Genomic DNA, 14,277 nt, shown 5'->3' with positions numbered 1-14,277 from the left:
GCGCGGCGGCGTGGAGGCTTTTAGTCCGTCAGCTGGGGCTTGGCCGATGCCGCGATCAACCACCCGACATCACGACCGAGACGTCGCCGCGCTCCGCTCGGAACTTGCCGGAATCGCGGTCGAAGTCGGATTCATCCGGGTTGAGCGGATGCTCGCCCGGAAGTACCGGTCCGATCAGCCGCGGGCGCCTGCCGGCCAGCCTGACGGCGGCCGTTGGGTTTCCGCTCCGTCCGGCGGCGCGCGTTGGATGTCGGCGAATTCGGGCGGTCAGGCGGAGACCCAAACCGAGGAGGCCGTGACCGAAGACGGGTCGCGCGTGCTGTCGATTCGCATCCGGGCCAACGCCCGCGCGGACTGGGACGCGCAGCACACCGTCACCGCGCCCGACGGAACGCGCACGGTGTTCGAGACCTCTGGCCTGACCCAGACCATCCGCGACGGCGAGACCGGTGAGATCCTGGGTCGGAGCACGCTGACCGCGGACGGCGCCGAGTCGGAGGCGTTCAGCCAACCGGCGCGGGGCCTGCCAGGCAAGGTGGGGCAGCGGATCTGGCGGACCCTGGAGGCGGCGGGAACGCTTTTCCCGGTGCTTGCCGGGCGGAGTGGCAACGGTCGTAAAGCCGTGTTCGCAGCGCCTGCGAGTGAGTACATTCCAAGGGACGCATATGATGATCGGGCCATATGGGTGGGTGCAGTGGGGTAGACCGAGCTGGACCAGATTTGCCCGCGGAACCGGGAGGTGCAGGCTCTTGCCGATTCGGTCGCAGCTGAGGTGCGAGCGTCCGATGATTTCAGGACCGCGCAGGACTTCGGAAATAAGGTTCATGCGCGGATCGCCGAGAACGTCAATGGTCGGAAAGATCCAAATTTCGTTGCAGAGACGTCATACGATCCAGCAACGGGCGTTGATCAAAATTCTGGCGCAAAATGTTCTTTGCGCCTCGACTTACTGGAGCGAACTCAGCTTTCAACAGTGTGCGTCTACGACCACAAAACGGGGAATGCCGACTTGAGGCCTACCCGTGCAATCGATATCATAAGCGCCGTTCAGAAACGTTTCGGTCCAGGCTATAGGTATATTATGATTATGATAAAACCGAAGCTATGAAAAACGCGCGTCAAGTTAATCCGATCTATCGAGATCTGATCAAACGTCATCCGAACTATAAAATGACGAGCATGCGCTTTTTATGCAAAACGCCCGTCCATCATTTGGCTTGCGGTATCTTCGTAGAACGATCCTCAGATGCGAACTGCTGTTGGCCAAGATGGTCGGTGACACCACTCTTCGTCTACAGAATATTTCACTATCTTGCGCTAGGGACCATTTACGAAAATCTGAGTCGGCCAGATACGTCGGCGGATAGGTTCTGGCATTGGTCCGATCCGACGATGGTCTCCGACCTTATCGAAGCCATCGAGACGACGGCGATGCCAAAACTGTCATACTACGAGACAGTGGAATCCTACGCGACCCTCCCGCCCGAGACATACGGTCCGCTGCACGAAGCACCCGAAGATCTGATGCTCGTCCATATCGCGATGGGTGAACTCGATGCCGCCCGCACGATCTGGCAGGAGCAGGATCTCTGGCATCGGAACTTGCCGGGTCATCCGGTCCCGCGGCAGCGCTGGTTGCGGGAGCAGCTCGATGCGGTCGCCGAGCCCTTGCACGCCGGCGACCGGCCGGCTCTCGCGCGCATCCTGCACGGCTGGGAGGCCGCCAACGTCCAGGGTACGGAATTAGAGCGTTACTGGGAGCCGACCCCGTTCCCCCTGGAGTTGTGAGGCATAGGGCGTCTCAAGCCTCGCCGGTCTCGGGCTCGCGGAAATAGGGCTCGACGGTGCCTTTCAGCTTCACGGTCATCGGGTTGCCGGCCCGGTCGAGGGTCTTGCCGGCCGAGAGACGGACCCAGCCCTCGCTGACGCAATATTCCTCGACGTTGGTCTTATCGACGCCCTTGAACCGCACGCCAACGCCGCGCTCCAGCATCTTCTCGTCGTAGAACGGGCTGTTCGGGTTCGCGGCCAGGCGGTCGGGAGGCGTGTCGGTCATCGTCCGGATCTCGGGTCGGTTTCGTGTGCGGCCCCGCGGGCATGCGGCGGGGAGGATGGCTCGCCGGTACGGGAATCCGCGCCGGCGCGCAACGCTGCGAGCAGGTCTGCGATCCGCCCGCTCTGCAGCAGCGGCACGAGCCGCGTCACCGCATCGTGCGGCAGGTCCCACCAGGCCGTCTCCACGAGCGCCGCCACGGTGGCCTCGTCGAAGCGGCGGCGCACCACCCGGGCCGGGTTGCCGGCGACCACCGCGTAGGCCGGCACGTCCCGGGTCACCACCGCCCGGGCCGCCACCACGGCGCCGTGCCCGACGGTCACGCCGGACAGGATCATGCAGCCGGAGCCGAGCCAGACATCGTGCCCGATCACCACGTCGCCGCGCGACGCATGGTAATCCTCCGGGGCGCCTGCATCCGGGAACAGCCCGCGCATCGCCGCGAACGGGTAGGTCGAGGCCCAGTCGAGACGGTGGTCGCCGCCGAGCAGGATCTCGACCTTGTCGGCGATGGAACAATAGCGGCCGATCGTCAGGCGCCGCCCGCTCTCCGGGAAGCGCACTTTTGGACGCCCGTACGAATAAGAGCCTATGGAGAAACCGAAGGTCCTCGCCAGCGCGGCGAGGTGGATCCGGGTCTCGTTATGCGGGTTGCGCCCCCTGCGCAGCCGGTGCAACAGACCCCTCACGATGGGATCCGGCGCGGTTTGCGACCGCGTCGTCTCCGGGAAAGCAGGCGAGCTGGAAGGTGCGCGATGGCCGATAACATGTCCGAGGACCTCAAGGCCGGGGCGCTCGTCTACCACCGCCTGCCGCAGCCCGGAAAGCTGGAGATCCAGGCGACCAAGCCGCTCGGCAACCAGCGGGACCTGGCGCTGGCCTACACGCCCGGCGTCGGCGTCGCCTGCATGGCGATCCACGACGATCCGCAGCAGGCTGCCGAGCTGACGATCCGCCAGAACCTGGTGGCGGTGCTCACCAACGGCACAGCGGTGCTGGGCCTGGGCGATATCGGCCCGCTCGCCTCCAAGCCCGTGATGGAGGGCAAGGCGGTCCTATTCAAGAAATTCGCCGGGATCGACGTCTTCGATATCGAGGTCGACCAGAAGGACGTGTCCAAGCTCGTCGACGTGGTCTGCGCCCTCGAGCCGACCTTCGGCGGCATCAACCTCGAGGATATCAAGGCGCCGGAGTGCTTCGAGGTCGAGGAGCAGTGCCGGGCGCGGATGAACATCCCGGTCTTCCACGACGACCAGCACGGGACCGCGATCATCGTCGCGGCTGCGGTCCTCAATGCGCTGGAGCTTGCCGGCAAGACTCTCTCCGACGTTCGCATCGTCACGTCGGGCGCCGGCGCGGCGGCGCTCGCCTGCCTCAACCTGTTGGTCTCCCTCGGCGCGACCCGCGAGAACATCACCGTCACCGACATCAAGGGTGTGGTCTACAAGGGCCGCCCCGAGCTGATGGACCGCTGGAAGGACGTCTACGCCCAGGAGACCGATGCGCGCACGCTCGCCGACGTGATCCCGGGCGCGGACGTGTTCATCGGCCTCTCGGCCGGCGGCGTCCTGAAACCCGAGCTCCTGGAGAAAATGGCCGAGAAGCCGCTGATCATGGCGCTGGCCAACCCCTATCCGGAGATTATGCCGGATCTGGCCCAGCAGAAGCGTCCCGACGCGATGATCTGCACCGGCCGGTCGGACTTCCCGAACCAGGTCAACAACGTCCTGTGCTTCCCCTACATCTTCCGCGGGGCGCTCGATGTCGGCGCGACCAGCATCAACGAGGAGATGAAGCGCGCCGCCGTGAAGGCGATCGCGGCGCTCGCCCGCGAGACCCCCTCCGACGTGGTCGCCCGCGCCTATGGCGGCGAGGCTCGGCCGTTCGGCCCCGAATCCCTGATCCCGAGCCCGTTCGACCCGCGCCTGATCGTGCGCATCGCCCCGGCGGTGGCAAAGGCCGCGATGGAGTCCGGCGTGGCCGGCCGGCCGCTCGCGGATTTCAACGCCTATGTCGAGAGCCTGGACCGGTTCGTGCACCGGTCCGGCCTCATCATGAAGCCGCTCTTCTCCAAGGCGAAGGCCCAGCCGAAGCGCGTGATCTACGCCGAGGGCGAGGATGAGCGCGTGCTGCGCGCCGTCCAGGCCATCGTCGAGGACAAGGTCGCGCTGCCGATCCTGGTCGGTCGCCCGCGGGTGGTGGAGTCGCGGCTCAAGCGCTTCGGCCTGTCGATCCAGGAGGGCCGCGATTTCGAGCTGATCGATCCCGAGGACGATCCCCGCTACCGGGCCTATGTCCAGACCTACCTGGATGTCGCCGGCCGGCGCGGCATCACCCCGGATGCGGCCCGCACCCTGGTGCGCACCAACAACACCGTGATCGGCGCCATCGCGGTCCGGCGCGGCGAGGCCGACGCGCTGATCTGCGGCCTGGAGGGCCGGTTCGAGACCCGGCTGCGGATCATCCGCGACGTGATCGGCCTGGCGCCGGGCATCGCCCAATGCGCCGCCATGAGCCTGATCGTCACCAGCGAGGGCGCCTACTTCCTGGCCGACACCCATGTCCGGCAGAATCCGACGGCGGAAGAGATCGCCGAGGTCGCCCAGGCCTGCGCCGGCCATGTCAGCCGCTTCGGCCTGACGCCGAAGATCGCCCTGCTCAGCCACTCGGATTTCGGCCAGTCGGACTCGCCCTCGGCGATGAAGATGCGGGAGGCGCTGGCGCTGCTGCAGGCCCGCGACCCCGACCTGATGGTCGATGGTGAGATGCAGGCGGATTCGGCCCTCTCCGAGCTGGTCCGCGACCGGGTGCTGCCCGGCTCGCGGCTCAAGGGGGCGGCCAACGTCCTGATCTTCCCGAACCTCGATGCGGCCAACATCGCGTTCCAGTTCGCCAAGGTGCTGGCGGACGCGCTTCCGGTGGGGCCGCTGCTGATCGGCCCGGCCAAGCCCGCCCACATCCTGACGCCGTCGGTCACCGCCCGGGGCATCGTCAACGTCACGGCCGCGGCCGTGGTCGAGGCGCAGTCCGAGCCGGCGCCGCTGCCCAGCGGCGAAAGCGGCGTCGGTATGATCTCCGAGTGACGTGATCGCCTCGATCCCGGCGGCCTGTACCGCCGGGATCGGTCAACATGGTCGGCTCAGGCCGCCCGGACGGTGTCGAGGAAACGGGCGACCTCGGCGCTGAGGTGCTCGGATTGCTGGGATAGTTCGGTGGCGGCATCGAGCACTTGGCTCGTCGCCTTGCCAGTCTGATCCGCGGCTTCGGCGACGCCGGTGATGTTGTGGGTGACCGAGCCGGTCCCCTGCGCCGCCTCTCCGACGTTGCGGACGATCTCTTGCGTGGCGGCGCCCTGCTCCTCCACCGCCGCGGCGATCGTGGTCGCCACAGAGCTGATCTCCTGAATGCGCGTCGTGATCGAACCGATCGCCGTGACCGCCTGGCCCGTGGACGCCTGAACCTGGGAGATCTGGGCCGCGATCTCTTGGGTCGCCTTCGCGGTCTGTTCGGCCAGCGCCTTCACCTCCGACGCCACCACCGCGAAGCCGCGCCCGGCCTCGCCAGCCCTGGCCGCCTCGATGGTCGCGTTGAGCGCGAGCAGATTGGTTTGGCCGGCGATCGACGAGATCAGCCCGACCACGTCACCGATCCGCGACACGGCGTTGGTCAGCTCCTGCACCATCGCACCGGTCTGCCCCGCCTCGGCGACCGCGCCCTGGGCCAGCTTGGCGGCTCCATCGACCTGGCGGCCGATCTCCTGAACCGACGAGCCGAGTTCCTCCGAGGCGGCCGCCACCGTGTTGACGTTGTTCGCCGCCTGTTCGGCCGCAGCCGCCACCGTGCTCGACTGGTCCGCGGTCTGGGTCGCGGTCGCCGTCAGGGTTTGGGCCGTGGATTGCAATTCGGCAGCCGCGGCCGAGACCTGGGCGATGATACCGCCGACCGCCCGCTCGAAGGCTTCGGCCATCTGGTGCATCCCCGCCTTGCGCTGCGCCTCGGCCGCGACGCGGGCCTGCGTCGCTTCCGCTTCGAGCTGCCGGTTGCGGATCAGGTTGTCCTTGAAAACCTGCACGGCCGCCGCCATGGGGCCGAACTCGTTCCGATAAAGGCCGGCCGGGACTTCCACGCTCGCATCGCCCTCGGCGAGGATTCGCATCGTCGCCGAGATCGTCCGGATCGGCCGCAGGACACCGCCGAAGACGGCGAGCAGGCCGAGACCGACCAGCACGATGACGGCCGCCAACGCGGCCACATTCCGGGTCAGGACGCCGCGCGCCTCGTCCGCAAGGCTCTCGGCCCGGGCCACCATCTCGTCGAGCGCTGCATAGGCGAGATGGACGATGGACGGTTGCGCGCTCGTGTTCCGTTCCCGGAATTTCTCGAACGTCTCGCTTGGCGTCGTCCCGGTGCTGAGCGCGTCGAACACCGCCTTCGACTTTGAGGCGGCCTCGCCCTCGAAATTCTCGACGCTGGCCTTCCGGAAGGCGGCGCGGACCGTCTCCGAGACTTCCGTTGCCGCCTCGCTCGTACTGGCCCAGGCGGTCTGCAACCGGGCGCGCTCTTCGGCGGCGGCGACGGTCTCGGGGAGGGTCCACGACGTCCCCGCCGCCAGCGAGGCCTGGATTCGCAGGGCGACGTTGCCGATCGCGACGCGCGTCGCCCAGGCTGCACGCTTCAGCGCGAGGTAGCGTTGCAGGATCGTATCCGAACGCGGGATGGCGCTATCGACCGCGTCCGTCGTGACGGTCAGCGCGTCGAGCAGATCCTGGAACGCGGACAGCGTCGCGGGCAGGAGCGTCGCGTCACGCTGCGCCTTCGGAAGACGCAGGGCCGCGTCGATGCGGGGGCGCAAGGCGTTCAGGAACTCGTACGTCGCGTTCAGCCGCGTCAACGTCGCGGTGACCGCCGGGACGTCCTGTTGACGCAACAGGATTTGTGCCTGGTCGAAGCTCGAGACCGAGGCCTGCCGGTTCGTCGCGATCAAGGCCAGCGTCTCCGGCCCGGCGGGTTCCGCGCTGCTCAGCGCAAGGGTCGAGCCGCGCTCGAGACGCAGCGGCAGGATCGTCTTGAGCAGGCGCCGGCTCGCCTGGGCCAGGGTGACGGCCCGGTCGGCCTGCCTGGCTTGTTCCCGTGCTTGAAAGAGTGCCGTTGTCGTGTAGCCCAGTAACATCAATGCCAAAGCACCGATCACCAGGCAGAGCAGCGTTTTGATCGAGACACGTCCGAGCCAGTGCATGGTCAAACTCCGGTGGCCGCGCAGGGCCTCGCGAAGATTTGATACCTTAGTCTCGATTTCCACGCATCTGACTACAGCAACGTCTGCGCGATACTAAATGGCAGCTTCAATCAATGAGGAAACTACCCTCAGTCCGATCTATAATGATCTTTGGTTTTTCATATTGTTCGAGGCGTTTCTGTTAAAATATCGATCTCGAAGAAAATATTTTCAATCTTAAGTTGTTTCTACGGGCGCTCATGTGGTTTGAAGTCGTCGCAAGTTACCGGTCACCGGCGGCGGACGTTCCGCCGCAACAGCGCGCCGGTCCAGAATCGTGGAGCGCCATCCGCAACGTCAGCGGGATGGCAGCAGTCGAAGGCGTGCATCGGGTCCTACGGCCGGGAAGCGGAAAGCCGATCGCTCCGGCGTAGTCGCGCGACATCACAGATCGGGATCGGGACGGGCAGCGATGTGTCCCGGCCGCCGGCCCAGGCGGTGTCCGCGGCCGCGAAACGATCAGCCGGCGGTGCCGCCGATCTCGATCCTGCCGTCCAATCCGACCACACGGCCGAGACCGCGGACGCGGTTCAGCAGGCGGTCGCTGGCGAGGGCGGCCCAATCCTGGGGTATCCGCAGCGTGACGCGGCCCTCCTCGATGAGGAGCGGTGCCCGGGTGAGCGCGCCGTCCATGCCGGCGGAGATCGGGAACGCGACGCGCAGCAGCGCGCCGAGGAGGCGCGCCCGCTCGAACAGGCGCGGGCCAGCGATGGAACGGAGAATCGGGTTGGCCTTTTCCGGCGCCAGCCCGCTGTGCCGCAGCGACACCGAGAGGGCGAGATAGGCCCGTCCGGGATGATCGACCCCGACGAAGGCGGCGTTCTGGATCGCTGCGATGCTCTGCTCGTCGCGATAATCGGGATGGGCCCGCCAGCCGACATCCGAGAGCAGGCAGCCCGCATGGCGCAGGCGCCGCTCGTCCGCGGTCTCGGGCCCGTCCAGCGTCGCCACGAACCGGTCCGTCCAGGCCACCAGCTCTTCCCCGTGGCGGGGCGAGCGGGCGCGCAAGGCGTTGAATTCCGCGGCCGAGGCGAGCAGCGGATCGATCAGGCGGGAATCGCGGTCGAGCTGCTCGAACAACAGCCCCTCCCGGACCCCCGAGGCCGAGATCGCGATCTCCCGGGGCCGTCCGACCCGGATGATCTCTTCGAGGACGACGGCGCCGTAGGCCAGGAGCGGGCGACGCGCCTCCGAGATCGCGTCGACATCCTGCAACATCGCGACGTCGGTCTCCTCGACGATCTGCAGGAAGCTCATCTCGTCGGTGGGTTCCACCGCGTAGCCGTGCATCACGTGAACGGGATAGCCGCGGGCGGCCTGATGCAGGCGCGCGAGCGCCCGCCATGTGCCCCCGACCGCGTAGAAGGTGCGTCCGCGCAGGGTCTCGAGCTGCGGCTCGGCCTTGCGCATGTGCTCGCGCACGATCTTCGCGGCCTTCTTGATCGACCCGCCGGACAGATCCTGCAGGGCGAGGCCGCCGAGCGGCATGGTCACGCCCTGACCGACCACGGTGCCGCGCACATCCACCAGTTCGAGGGAGCCGCCGCCCATGTCGCCCACGACCCCGTTCGGTGCGTGGAAGCCCGAGATCACGCCCATCGCGGAGAGCTCCGCCTCACGCCGGCCGGACAGCAGCTGGATCTCCTGGCCGCAGGCCGCCTCGGCCGCGCGCAGGAAATCGGGTCCGTTCTCGGCATCGCGAGCGGCCGCGGTCGCCAGCACGAACACCCGGCCGACCCGCATCGTCTCGCACAGCACCCGGAACCGCCCGAGGGCGGTCAGCGCGCGGTTGACCGCATCCTCGTTGAGCCGGCCGGTGGTCAGGACGTTGCGGCCCAGGCCGCACAGCACCTTCTCGTTATAGAGCGGCGTCGGCGCGCGGCTCAGGCCGTCATAGGCCACGAGCCGAACCGAGTTGGAGCCGATATCGATGATCGCCACCGGCGGCTGCGGGTCGCGCGAGGGCCTGTCCGCAGAATGCGCGAGGGTGAGGTTGGCGCGAGGGCTGCCCAAACGTCCGAGTCCTTGATGGAGCGCGGCCGGCCGGACCGGCGGGCCACGGGTGCAATCCAGAGCTGTGTTCGGCGATGTTGCCACCGAACTCGGCTCCAAGTCGATGATACGAAGTGCCTTCGACCGCGCCGCTGTCCTTGGCGACGCCGACTGCTCTAAGCCCAATGGCACCAGCAGGGCAACGTTACGCCCGCCCGGCTTTCTGCCCGGGCGCAGAGTTCGCACGCAGAACTGCACAACCCGCTTGCGAAACCTGTCGAATTGTCTGCGCATGCGCCGGGGCACTTAGCCACGCTGCGCCCGGCGGCTCAAAGCCCGGGGGCTCGACTTCTTCGATGCTTTGCCGCGTCCGGAAAGACTCGGGTTCGTCATGAAGTACTTGTGAGCGTTGAACGGTTCCTCGCCCTCCGCGGGCTGGATCCGCTCGCAGCCGCCGGATGCGAGCAGCCGCCAGCTTTGGCGGTTGTCCAGGAGATTGGCCAGCATGATCTGGTCGAGAACCTGCTGATGCACGGTCGGATTCGTGATCGGCAACAGCGCCTCGACCCGGCGGTCGAGGTTGCGGCTCATGAGGTCGGCCGACGAGATGTAGATCGTGGCCTTCGGGTGCGGCAGCCCGACGCCGTTGCCGAAGGCGTAGATCCGCCCGTGCTCCAGGAAGCGCCCGACGATCGACTTGACCCGGATCGTCTCCGAAAGACCGGGGATGCCCGGCCTCAGGCAGCAGATACCGCGCACGACGCAGTCGATCTGAACCCCCGCGGAGGACGCATCGTAGAGCGCGTCGATGATCTGCGCATCGACCAGGGAGTTGCACTTGATCCAGATGGCGGCCGGACGGCCCGCCTTGGCGTGGGCGACCTCCGCCTCGATGTTTTCCAGCAACCGGTTCTTCAGGGTCAGGGGCGAGACCGCCATCCGCTCCAACTCGGCCGGCTCGGCATAGCCGGTGATGAAGTTGAAGATCCGCGAGACGTCGCGCGCGATCGCCGGGTCCGCGGTGAAGAACGACAGGTCCGTGTAGATGCGGGCCGTGATCGGGTGGTAGTTTCCGGTGCCGACGTGGCAGTAGGTGACGAGCTTGTCGCCCTCGCGCCGGACCACCAGCGACAGCTTGGCGTGCGTCTTCAGCTCGACGAAGCCGAACACGACCTGCGCGCCCGCCTTCTCCAGGTTGCGCGCCCAGCGGATATTGGCCTCCTCGTCGAACCGCGCCTTCAGCTCGACCAGCGCGGTGACCGACTTGCCGAGTTCGGCGGCTTCGGCCAGCGCGGCGACGATCGGCGAGTTCGACGAGGTGCGATAGAGCGTCTGCTTGATCGCCACCACATTCGGATCCCGGGCCGCCTGGGCCAGGAACTGCACCACCGAATCGAACGATTCGTAGGGGTGGTGGACGATGAAATCCTTCTGCCGGATCGCCGCGAACACGTCGCCGCCGCTCTCGCGGATGCGCTCGGGGAAGCGGGGGTTGTACGGCTTGAACTTCAGGTCCGGCCGGTCGATCCCGACGATCTGGGACAGCTCGTTCAAGGCGAGCATGCCCTCGATCAGGAAGATCGCGTCCGCGGAGATCTCCAGCTCGTCGGCGACGAAGCTGCGCAGCTCCTCCGACATGCCGGCCTCGACCTCCAGGCGGATCACCACGCCCCGGCGGCGCTGCTTCAGAGCGGTCTCGAAATGCAGGACGAGGTCCTCGGCCTCCTCCTCGATCTCCAGATCCGAATCGCGCACCACCCGGAACGCGCCGCTGCTCTTGACCAGGTAGCCCGGGAACAGCCGCCCGGTGAACATGCCGATCACCTGCTCGATCGAGATCAGGCGCGCGGCGGTCTCGCTCTCGCTGGTGGGCAGGCGGACGAACCGGTCGATGACGCCGGGCACCCGGATCAGGGCGCGCAACAGCCGGCCGTCGCGCGGCCGCACCAGCATCAGCGCGATGGTGGTGCCGAGATTCGGGATGAACGGGAACGGGTGCGCCGGGTCGATCGCCAGCGGCGTCAGCACCGGCGAGACGTGGTTGAGGAAATACTCCTCCAGCCAGGCGGCCTGCTCGGAGGTGAGGCCCGCGGGCTCGACGATCTCGATCTCGGAGGCCTGCAACTCCAAGCGCAACTCGCGCCAGCGCGCCTGCTGATCGGCGGCGAGGCGCGAGACCTCGATGCCGATGCGGTTCAGCTGCTCGGACGGCGTGAGCCCGTCCTGCGACGGCAGAGTCAGCCCGGCCCGGACCTGGTCGATCAGGCCGGCCACCCGCACCATGAAGAACTCGTCGAGGTTGTTCGCCGAGATCGACAGGAAGCGCAGGCGCTCGAGCAGCGGATGGTTCGGGTTGGAGGCCTCCTCCAGCACGCGGCGGTTGAACTGCAGCCAGGACAGCTCGCGGTTCACGAACCGCTCGGGCGAATGGCGCAGCGATCGCCCGGCTTCGACCACCGGCTCGCGGGCGGCGCTCGCGGCCGGTTCCGCAGGCGCGGCGGCAGCGGCAGCGGGCCACTCGTCGGCGGTATCGACCGGCGCGGGGGCCGCCTCCCGGGACGCCGGCGCGGTATCAAGCGGCGCGCCCTTGGGGGTTCCGCTGGTCGTGCCCGCCTCCGGGGCGGCCGTGCTGCCGGCACCCGCGGACTTTGCGGCGGCGTTCGAACCCGTGGCGCTCTTCGCGGATGGGGCCTTGGCAGCGGGCGTCCTTGCGGATGCCGTCCTCGGAGCGGCGCTCGGCGCGGCCGGGGCCGTTGCGCCCTGGTCGGCCGTCGTCCTGGCCGGTGCGCGCCTCACGGGGGCGCGGCGTTGCGGCGGATTGGTCGCGTCGGGCCGACGGGGCTCCGCGGCCTCTTCGGCGGCGTCGCGATCCATGGGCTTCTGCGTCGATTCCATTCCGATTCCTGTCCTTGCCCGTCGCGGCGCGTTTAGCATTCTACACCCGTAGCTTTCACGACGCTTTCGTGACGGCCACCGGTTTCCCGTTTTACGCCTCCGCGTCGGCCTCGTCGTCGAAGCCCATCCGACGGAGCACCGCCAGCGCCAGCGGTCGGCTGATCCGCCGGCCGCGCCCGAGCGCGTCGCGGTCGAGTTCCGCCACCAGGTCCCTGGCCCGGCCCAGGGAGCGATCGATTCGCAACGCCAGCGCGTCGATCACGCTGAGATCGACCACCAGCTGGCGGTCCACGAACAGCTTGACCAGGACGGCGCGCAGCAGGGCGTCGTCCGGAGCCTCGATCGCGATGTTGGGCGCGAGACGCAGCCGCGAGCGGAGATCCGGCGTCGCGAGCCCCAGCGCGTCGATCCCGGCGGCGCTGGTCAGCAGGACCGGGCAGGCCAGCTCGCGGGCGCGGTTGAGCAGGTGGAACAGGGCGGCCTCGTCACGGCCGGCATCCCGGTCGATATCCTCGATCACCAGCGCCCCATTCGACACGAGGTGCTGGACCGTATCCGATCCGACTTCGCTCGCCGACGCGGTCCAGGCATGGGCGCGCTCGGCCCAGATCGCCGCCAGATGGCTCTTGCCGCTGCCCGATGGGCCGGTCAGCACGAGCACGCTGTCCGGCCAGTCCGGCCAGGCCTCGATCAGCGCGTAGGCCGCTTCGTTCGCCGGCCCAACCAGAAAGTCCTCGCGGCCGTAGCGAGGATCGAGCGGCAGGTCGAAGGCCAGCTGCCGGGGTGGGGCGTTCTCGCGCATGGGTTGCTCAGATGGGTCGGTCAGGATGACCGGGTACCGGTCGCCGTCAAGGTCCGGCCGGCCTCGTCGTTGAGATCGATCAGCACCGGCTGCTCGGCATGGTAGAGGCGGCTCTGGAGATACCGGGCCAGGGCGAAACGCACGAGCACGCCGATCGAGGCGGCCACCGGGACGGCCAGCAGCAGGCCGACGAAGCCGAACAGGGTGCCGAAGGCCAGCAACGCGAACATCAGCCAGACCGGATGCAGGCCGGTGGATTCGCCGACGAGCTTGGGCGCGATGACGTTGCCTTCGAGGAACTGGCCGATGAGGAAGACCCCCACCGTCAGACCGAGATGGAGCCAGTCGGAGGACGGCCAGAACTGCACCAGCGCGACGCCGACCGAGAGCAGGAAGCCGGTGAGCGTGCCGACATACGGGATGAAGGTCAGGAAGCCGGCGATCAGGCCGATCAGCACGCCGAAATTGAGCCCCACCAGCCAGAGGCCGACCGCGTAGAAGCTGCCGAGGATCAGGCAGACGAGGGTCTGGCCGCGCACGAAGCCGGTGATCGCGCCGTCGATCTGCCGGGCGAGGTCGCGCACCGTGGCCCGGTGCCGGGGCGGTACCCAGCTATCGAGCGCGGCCATCATCCGGTCCCAGTCGACCAGGATGTAGAAGGCGACCACCGGGGTCACCACCAGCAGCGAGGCGATCGAGATCAGGGCCTGGCTGCCGGACCAGATCGATTTGAGGAAGGCGAGCAACCAGGCGCCGCCCTGGCTCGCCAGGGTGCCCACCGAGGATTGCAACTCGGTCAGGACGTTGTCGCCGCCGATCCGCTCCAGCAGCGGGCCGGCACGCTCGGCGATGATTCCCTGCAGCCGCGAGACCATGCCGGGCAGCGCGTTGACGAGTGCGGCCATCTGGTTGGCGGTCAGCGGGATCAGGATCAGCAACGAGACGATCAGCGCGACCACGAACAGCGCCAGGATCAGGAGGCTCGCCGCCAGCCGGCCGAGCCCGAGTCGCTCCAGCCGGTCGGCCAGCGGATCGAGCAGGTACGCGAGCGCGATGCCGGCCACGAAGGGCAGCATGACCTCCCGCAGCAGGTAGACGAGAAGGCTCAGGGCGACGAGGGCCCCCAGCCCGATCACAGCCCGCGTCCGCATGATGTCGCCCCTGACGCAACCTACGACGCCCTGTCGCAGAGTGGGCATCGGTCATCTGTCGATCAAGACTCGCGATCAAGCCTCGACGTTGCCGACTCGCGCCGCGCGT

10 protein-coding genes are annotated in these 14,277 nt (G+C 67.8%); 3 read left to right on the top strand and 7 right to left on the bottom strand.

The genetic code is table 11. The annotated features are described in order from the left end of the window. Window positions 1-46: 46 nt before the first annotated feature. Together LGR69_RS02535 and LGR69_RS02530 are read left to right on the top strand one after the other, a co-directional pair. The gene (locus LGR69_RS02535; protein ID WP_230365071.1) at window positions 47-703 is read left to right on the top strand and encodes a hypothetical protein; all 657 of its coding nucleotides are present in this window, start codon (window positions 47-49) and stop codon (window positions 701-703) included. A 689-nt stretch (window positions 704-1,392) separates the two neighbouring features. Continuing rightward, a complete protein-coding gene (locus LGR69_RS02530; RefSeq protein ID WP_230365070.1) occupies window positions 1,393-1,788 on the top strand; it encodes a hypothetical protein in 396 nt (131 codons plus the stop codon). 13 nt (window positions 1,789-1,801) lie between these two features. Here the strand turns inward: LGR69_RS02530 and LGR69_RS02525 are convergent, their stop codons facing one another. Further along, window positions 1,802-2,056, bottom strand: coding sequence for a DUF3297 family protein (locus LGR69_RS02525; RefSeq protein WP_007564388.1), 255 nt, complete (start codon window positions 2,054-2,056; stop codon window positions 1,802-1,804). Next, window positions 2,053-2,730, bottom strand: coding sequence for a CatB-related O-acetyltransferase (locus tag LGR69_RS02520; RefSeq protein WP_230365216.1), 678 nt, complete (start codon window positions 2,728-2,730; stop codon window positions 2,053-2,055). The genes LGR69_RS02525 and LGR69_RS02520 overlap by 4 nt, the downstream gene beginning before the upstream one ends. 78 nt (window positions 2,731-2,808) lie before the next feature. On the opposite strand from LGR69_RS02520, the gene LGR69_RS02515 reads away from it, so the two are divergent. Next, window positions 2,809-5,136 (top strand): NADP-dependent malic enzyme, encoded by a 2,328-nt coding sequence (locus LGR69_RS02515; RefSeq protein WP_307354548.1) that lies wholly within the window; start codon window positions 2,809-2,811, stop codon window positions 5,134-5,136. 56 nt (window positions 5,137-5,192) lie between these two features. Here LGR69_RS02515 and LGR69_RS02510 read toward each other — a convergent pair whose 3' ends face one another. The 5 genes from LGR69_RS02510 to LGR69_RS02490 all read right to left on the bottom strand — a co-directional run bounded on the left by LGR69_RS02510 (window position 5,193) and on the right by LGR69_RS02490 (window position 14,168). Beyond that, the gene (locus tag LGR69_RS02510; RefSeq protein WP_122160628.1) at window positions 5,193-7,289 is read right to left on the bottom strand and encodes a methyl-accepting chemotaxis protein; all 2,097 of its coding nucleotides are present in this window, start codon (window positions 7,287-7,289) and stop codon (window positions 5,193-5,195) included. A 498-nt stretch (window positions 7,290-7,787) separates the two neighbouring features. Beyond that, a complete protein-coding gene (ppx, locus tag LGR69_RS02505) occupies window positions 7,788-9,341 on the bottom strand; it encodes an exopolyphosphatase (protein WP_091857677.1) in 1,554 nt (517 codons plus the stop codon). 285 nt (window positions 9,342-9,626) lie between these two features. Further along, complete coding sequence (locus tag LGR69_RS02500; protein WP_230365069.1) at window positions 9,627-12,215, bottom strand: RNA degradosome polyphosphate kinase; 2,589 nt, start codon at window positions 12,213-12,215, stop codon at window positions 9,627-9,629. A gap of 91 nt (window positions 12,216-12,306) precedes the next feature. Then, on the bottom strand, window positions 12,307-13,017 hold the full coding sequence (locus tag LGR69_RS02495; RefSeq protein ID WP_230365068.1) for a P-loop NTPase family protein: 711 nt from the start codon (window positions 13,015-13,017) through the stop codon (window positions 12,307-12,309). 20 nt (window positions 13,018-13,037) lie between these two features. Then, window positions 13,038-14,168, bottom strand: a complete 1,131-nt coding sequence (locus LGR69_RS02490; protein ID WP_007564372.1) for an AI-2E family transporter — start codon at window positions 14,166-14,168, stop codon at window positions 13,038-13,040. Window positions 14,169-14,277: the final 109 nt, after the last annotated feature.

Source organism: Methylobacterium brachiatum, from assembly GCF_020523825.1.
In the GTDB taxonomy this organism is placed as follows: Bacteria; Pseudomonadota; Alphaproteobacteria; order Rhizobiales; family Beijerinckiaceae; genus Methylobacterium; species Methylobacterium brachiatum.
This window is presented reverse-complemented; position numbering and strand designations above follow the sequence as displayed.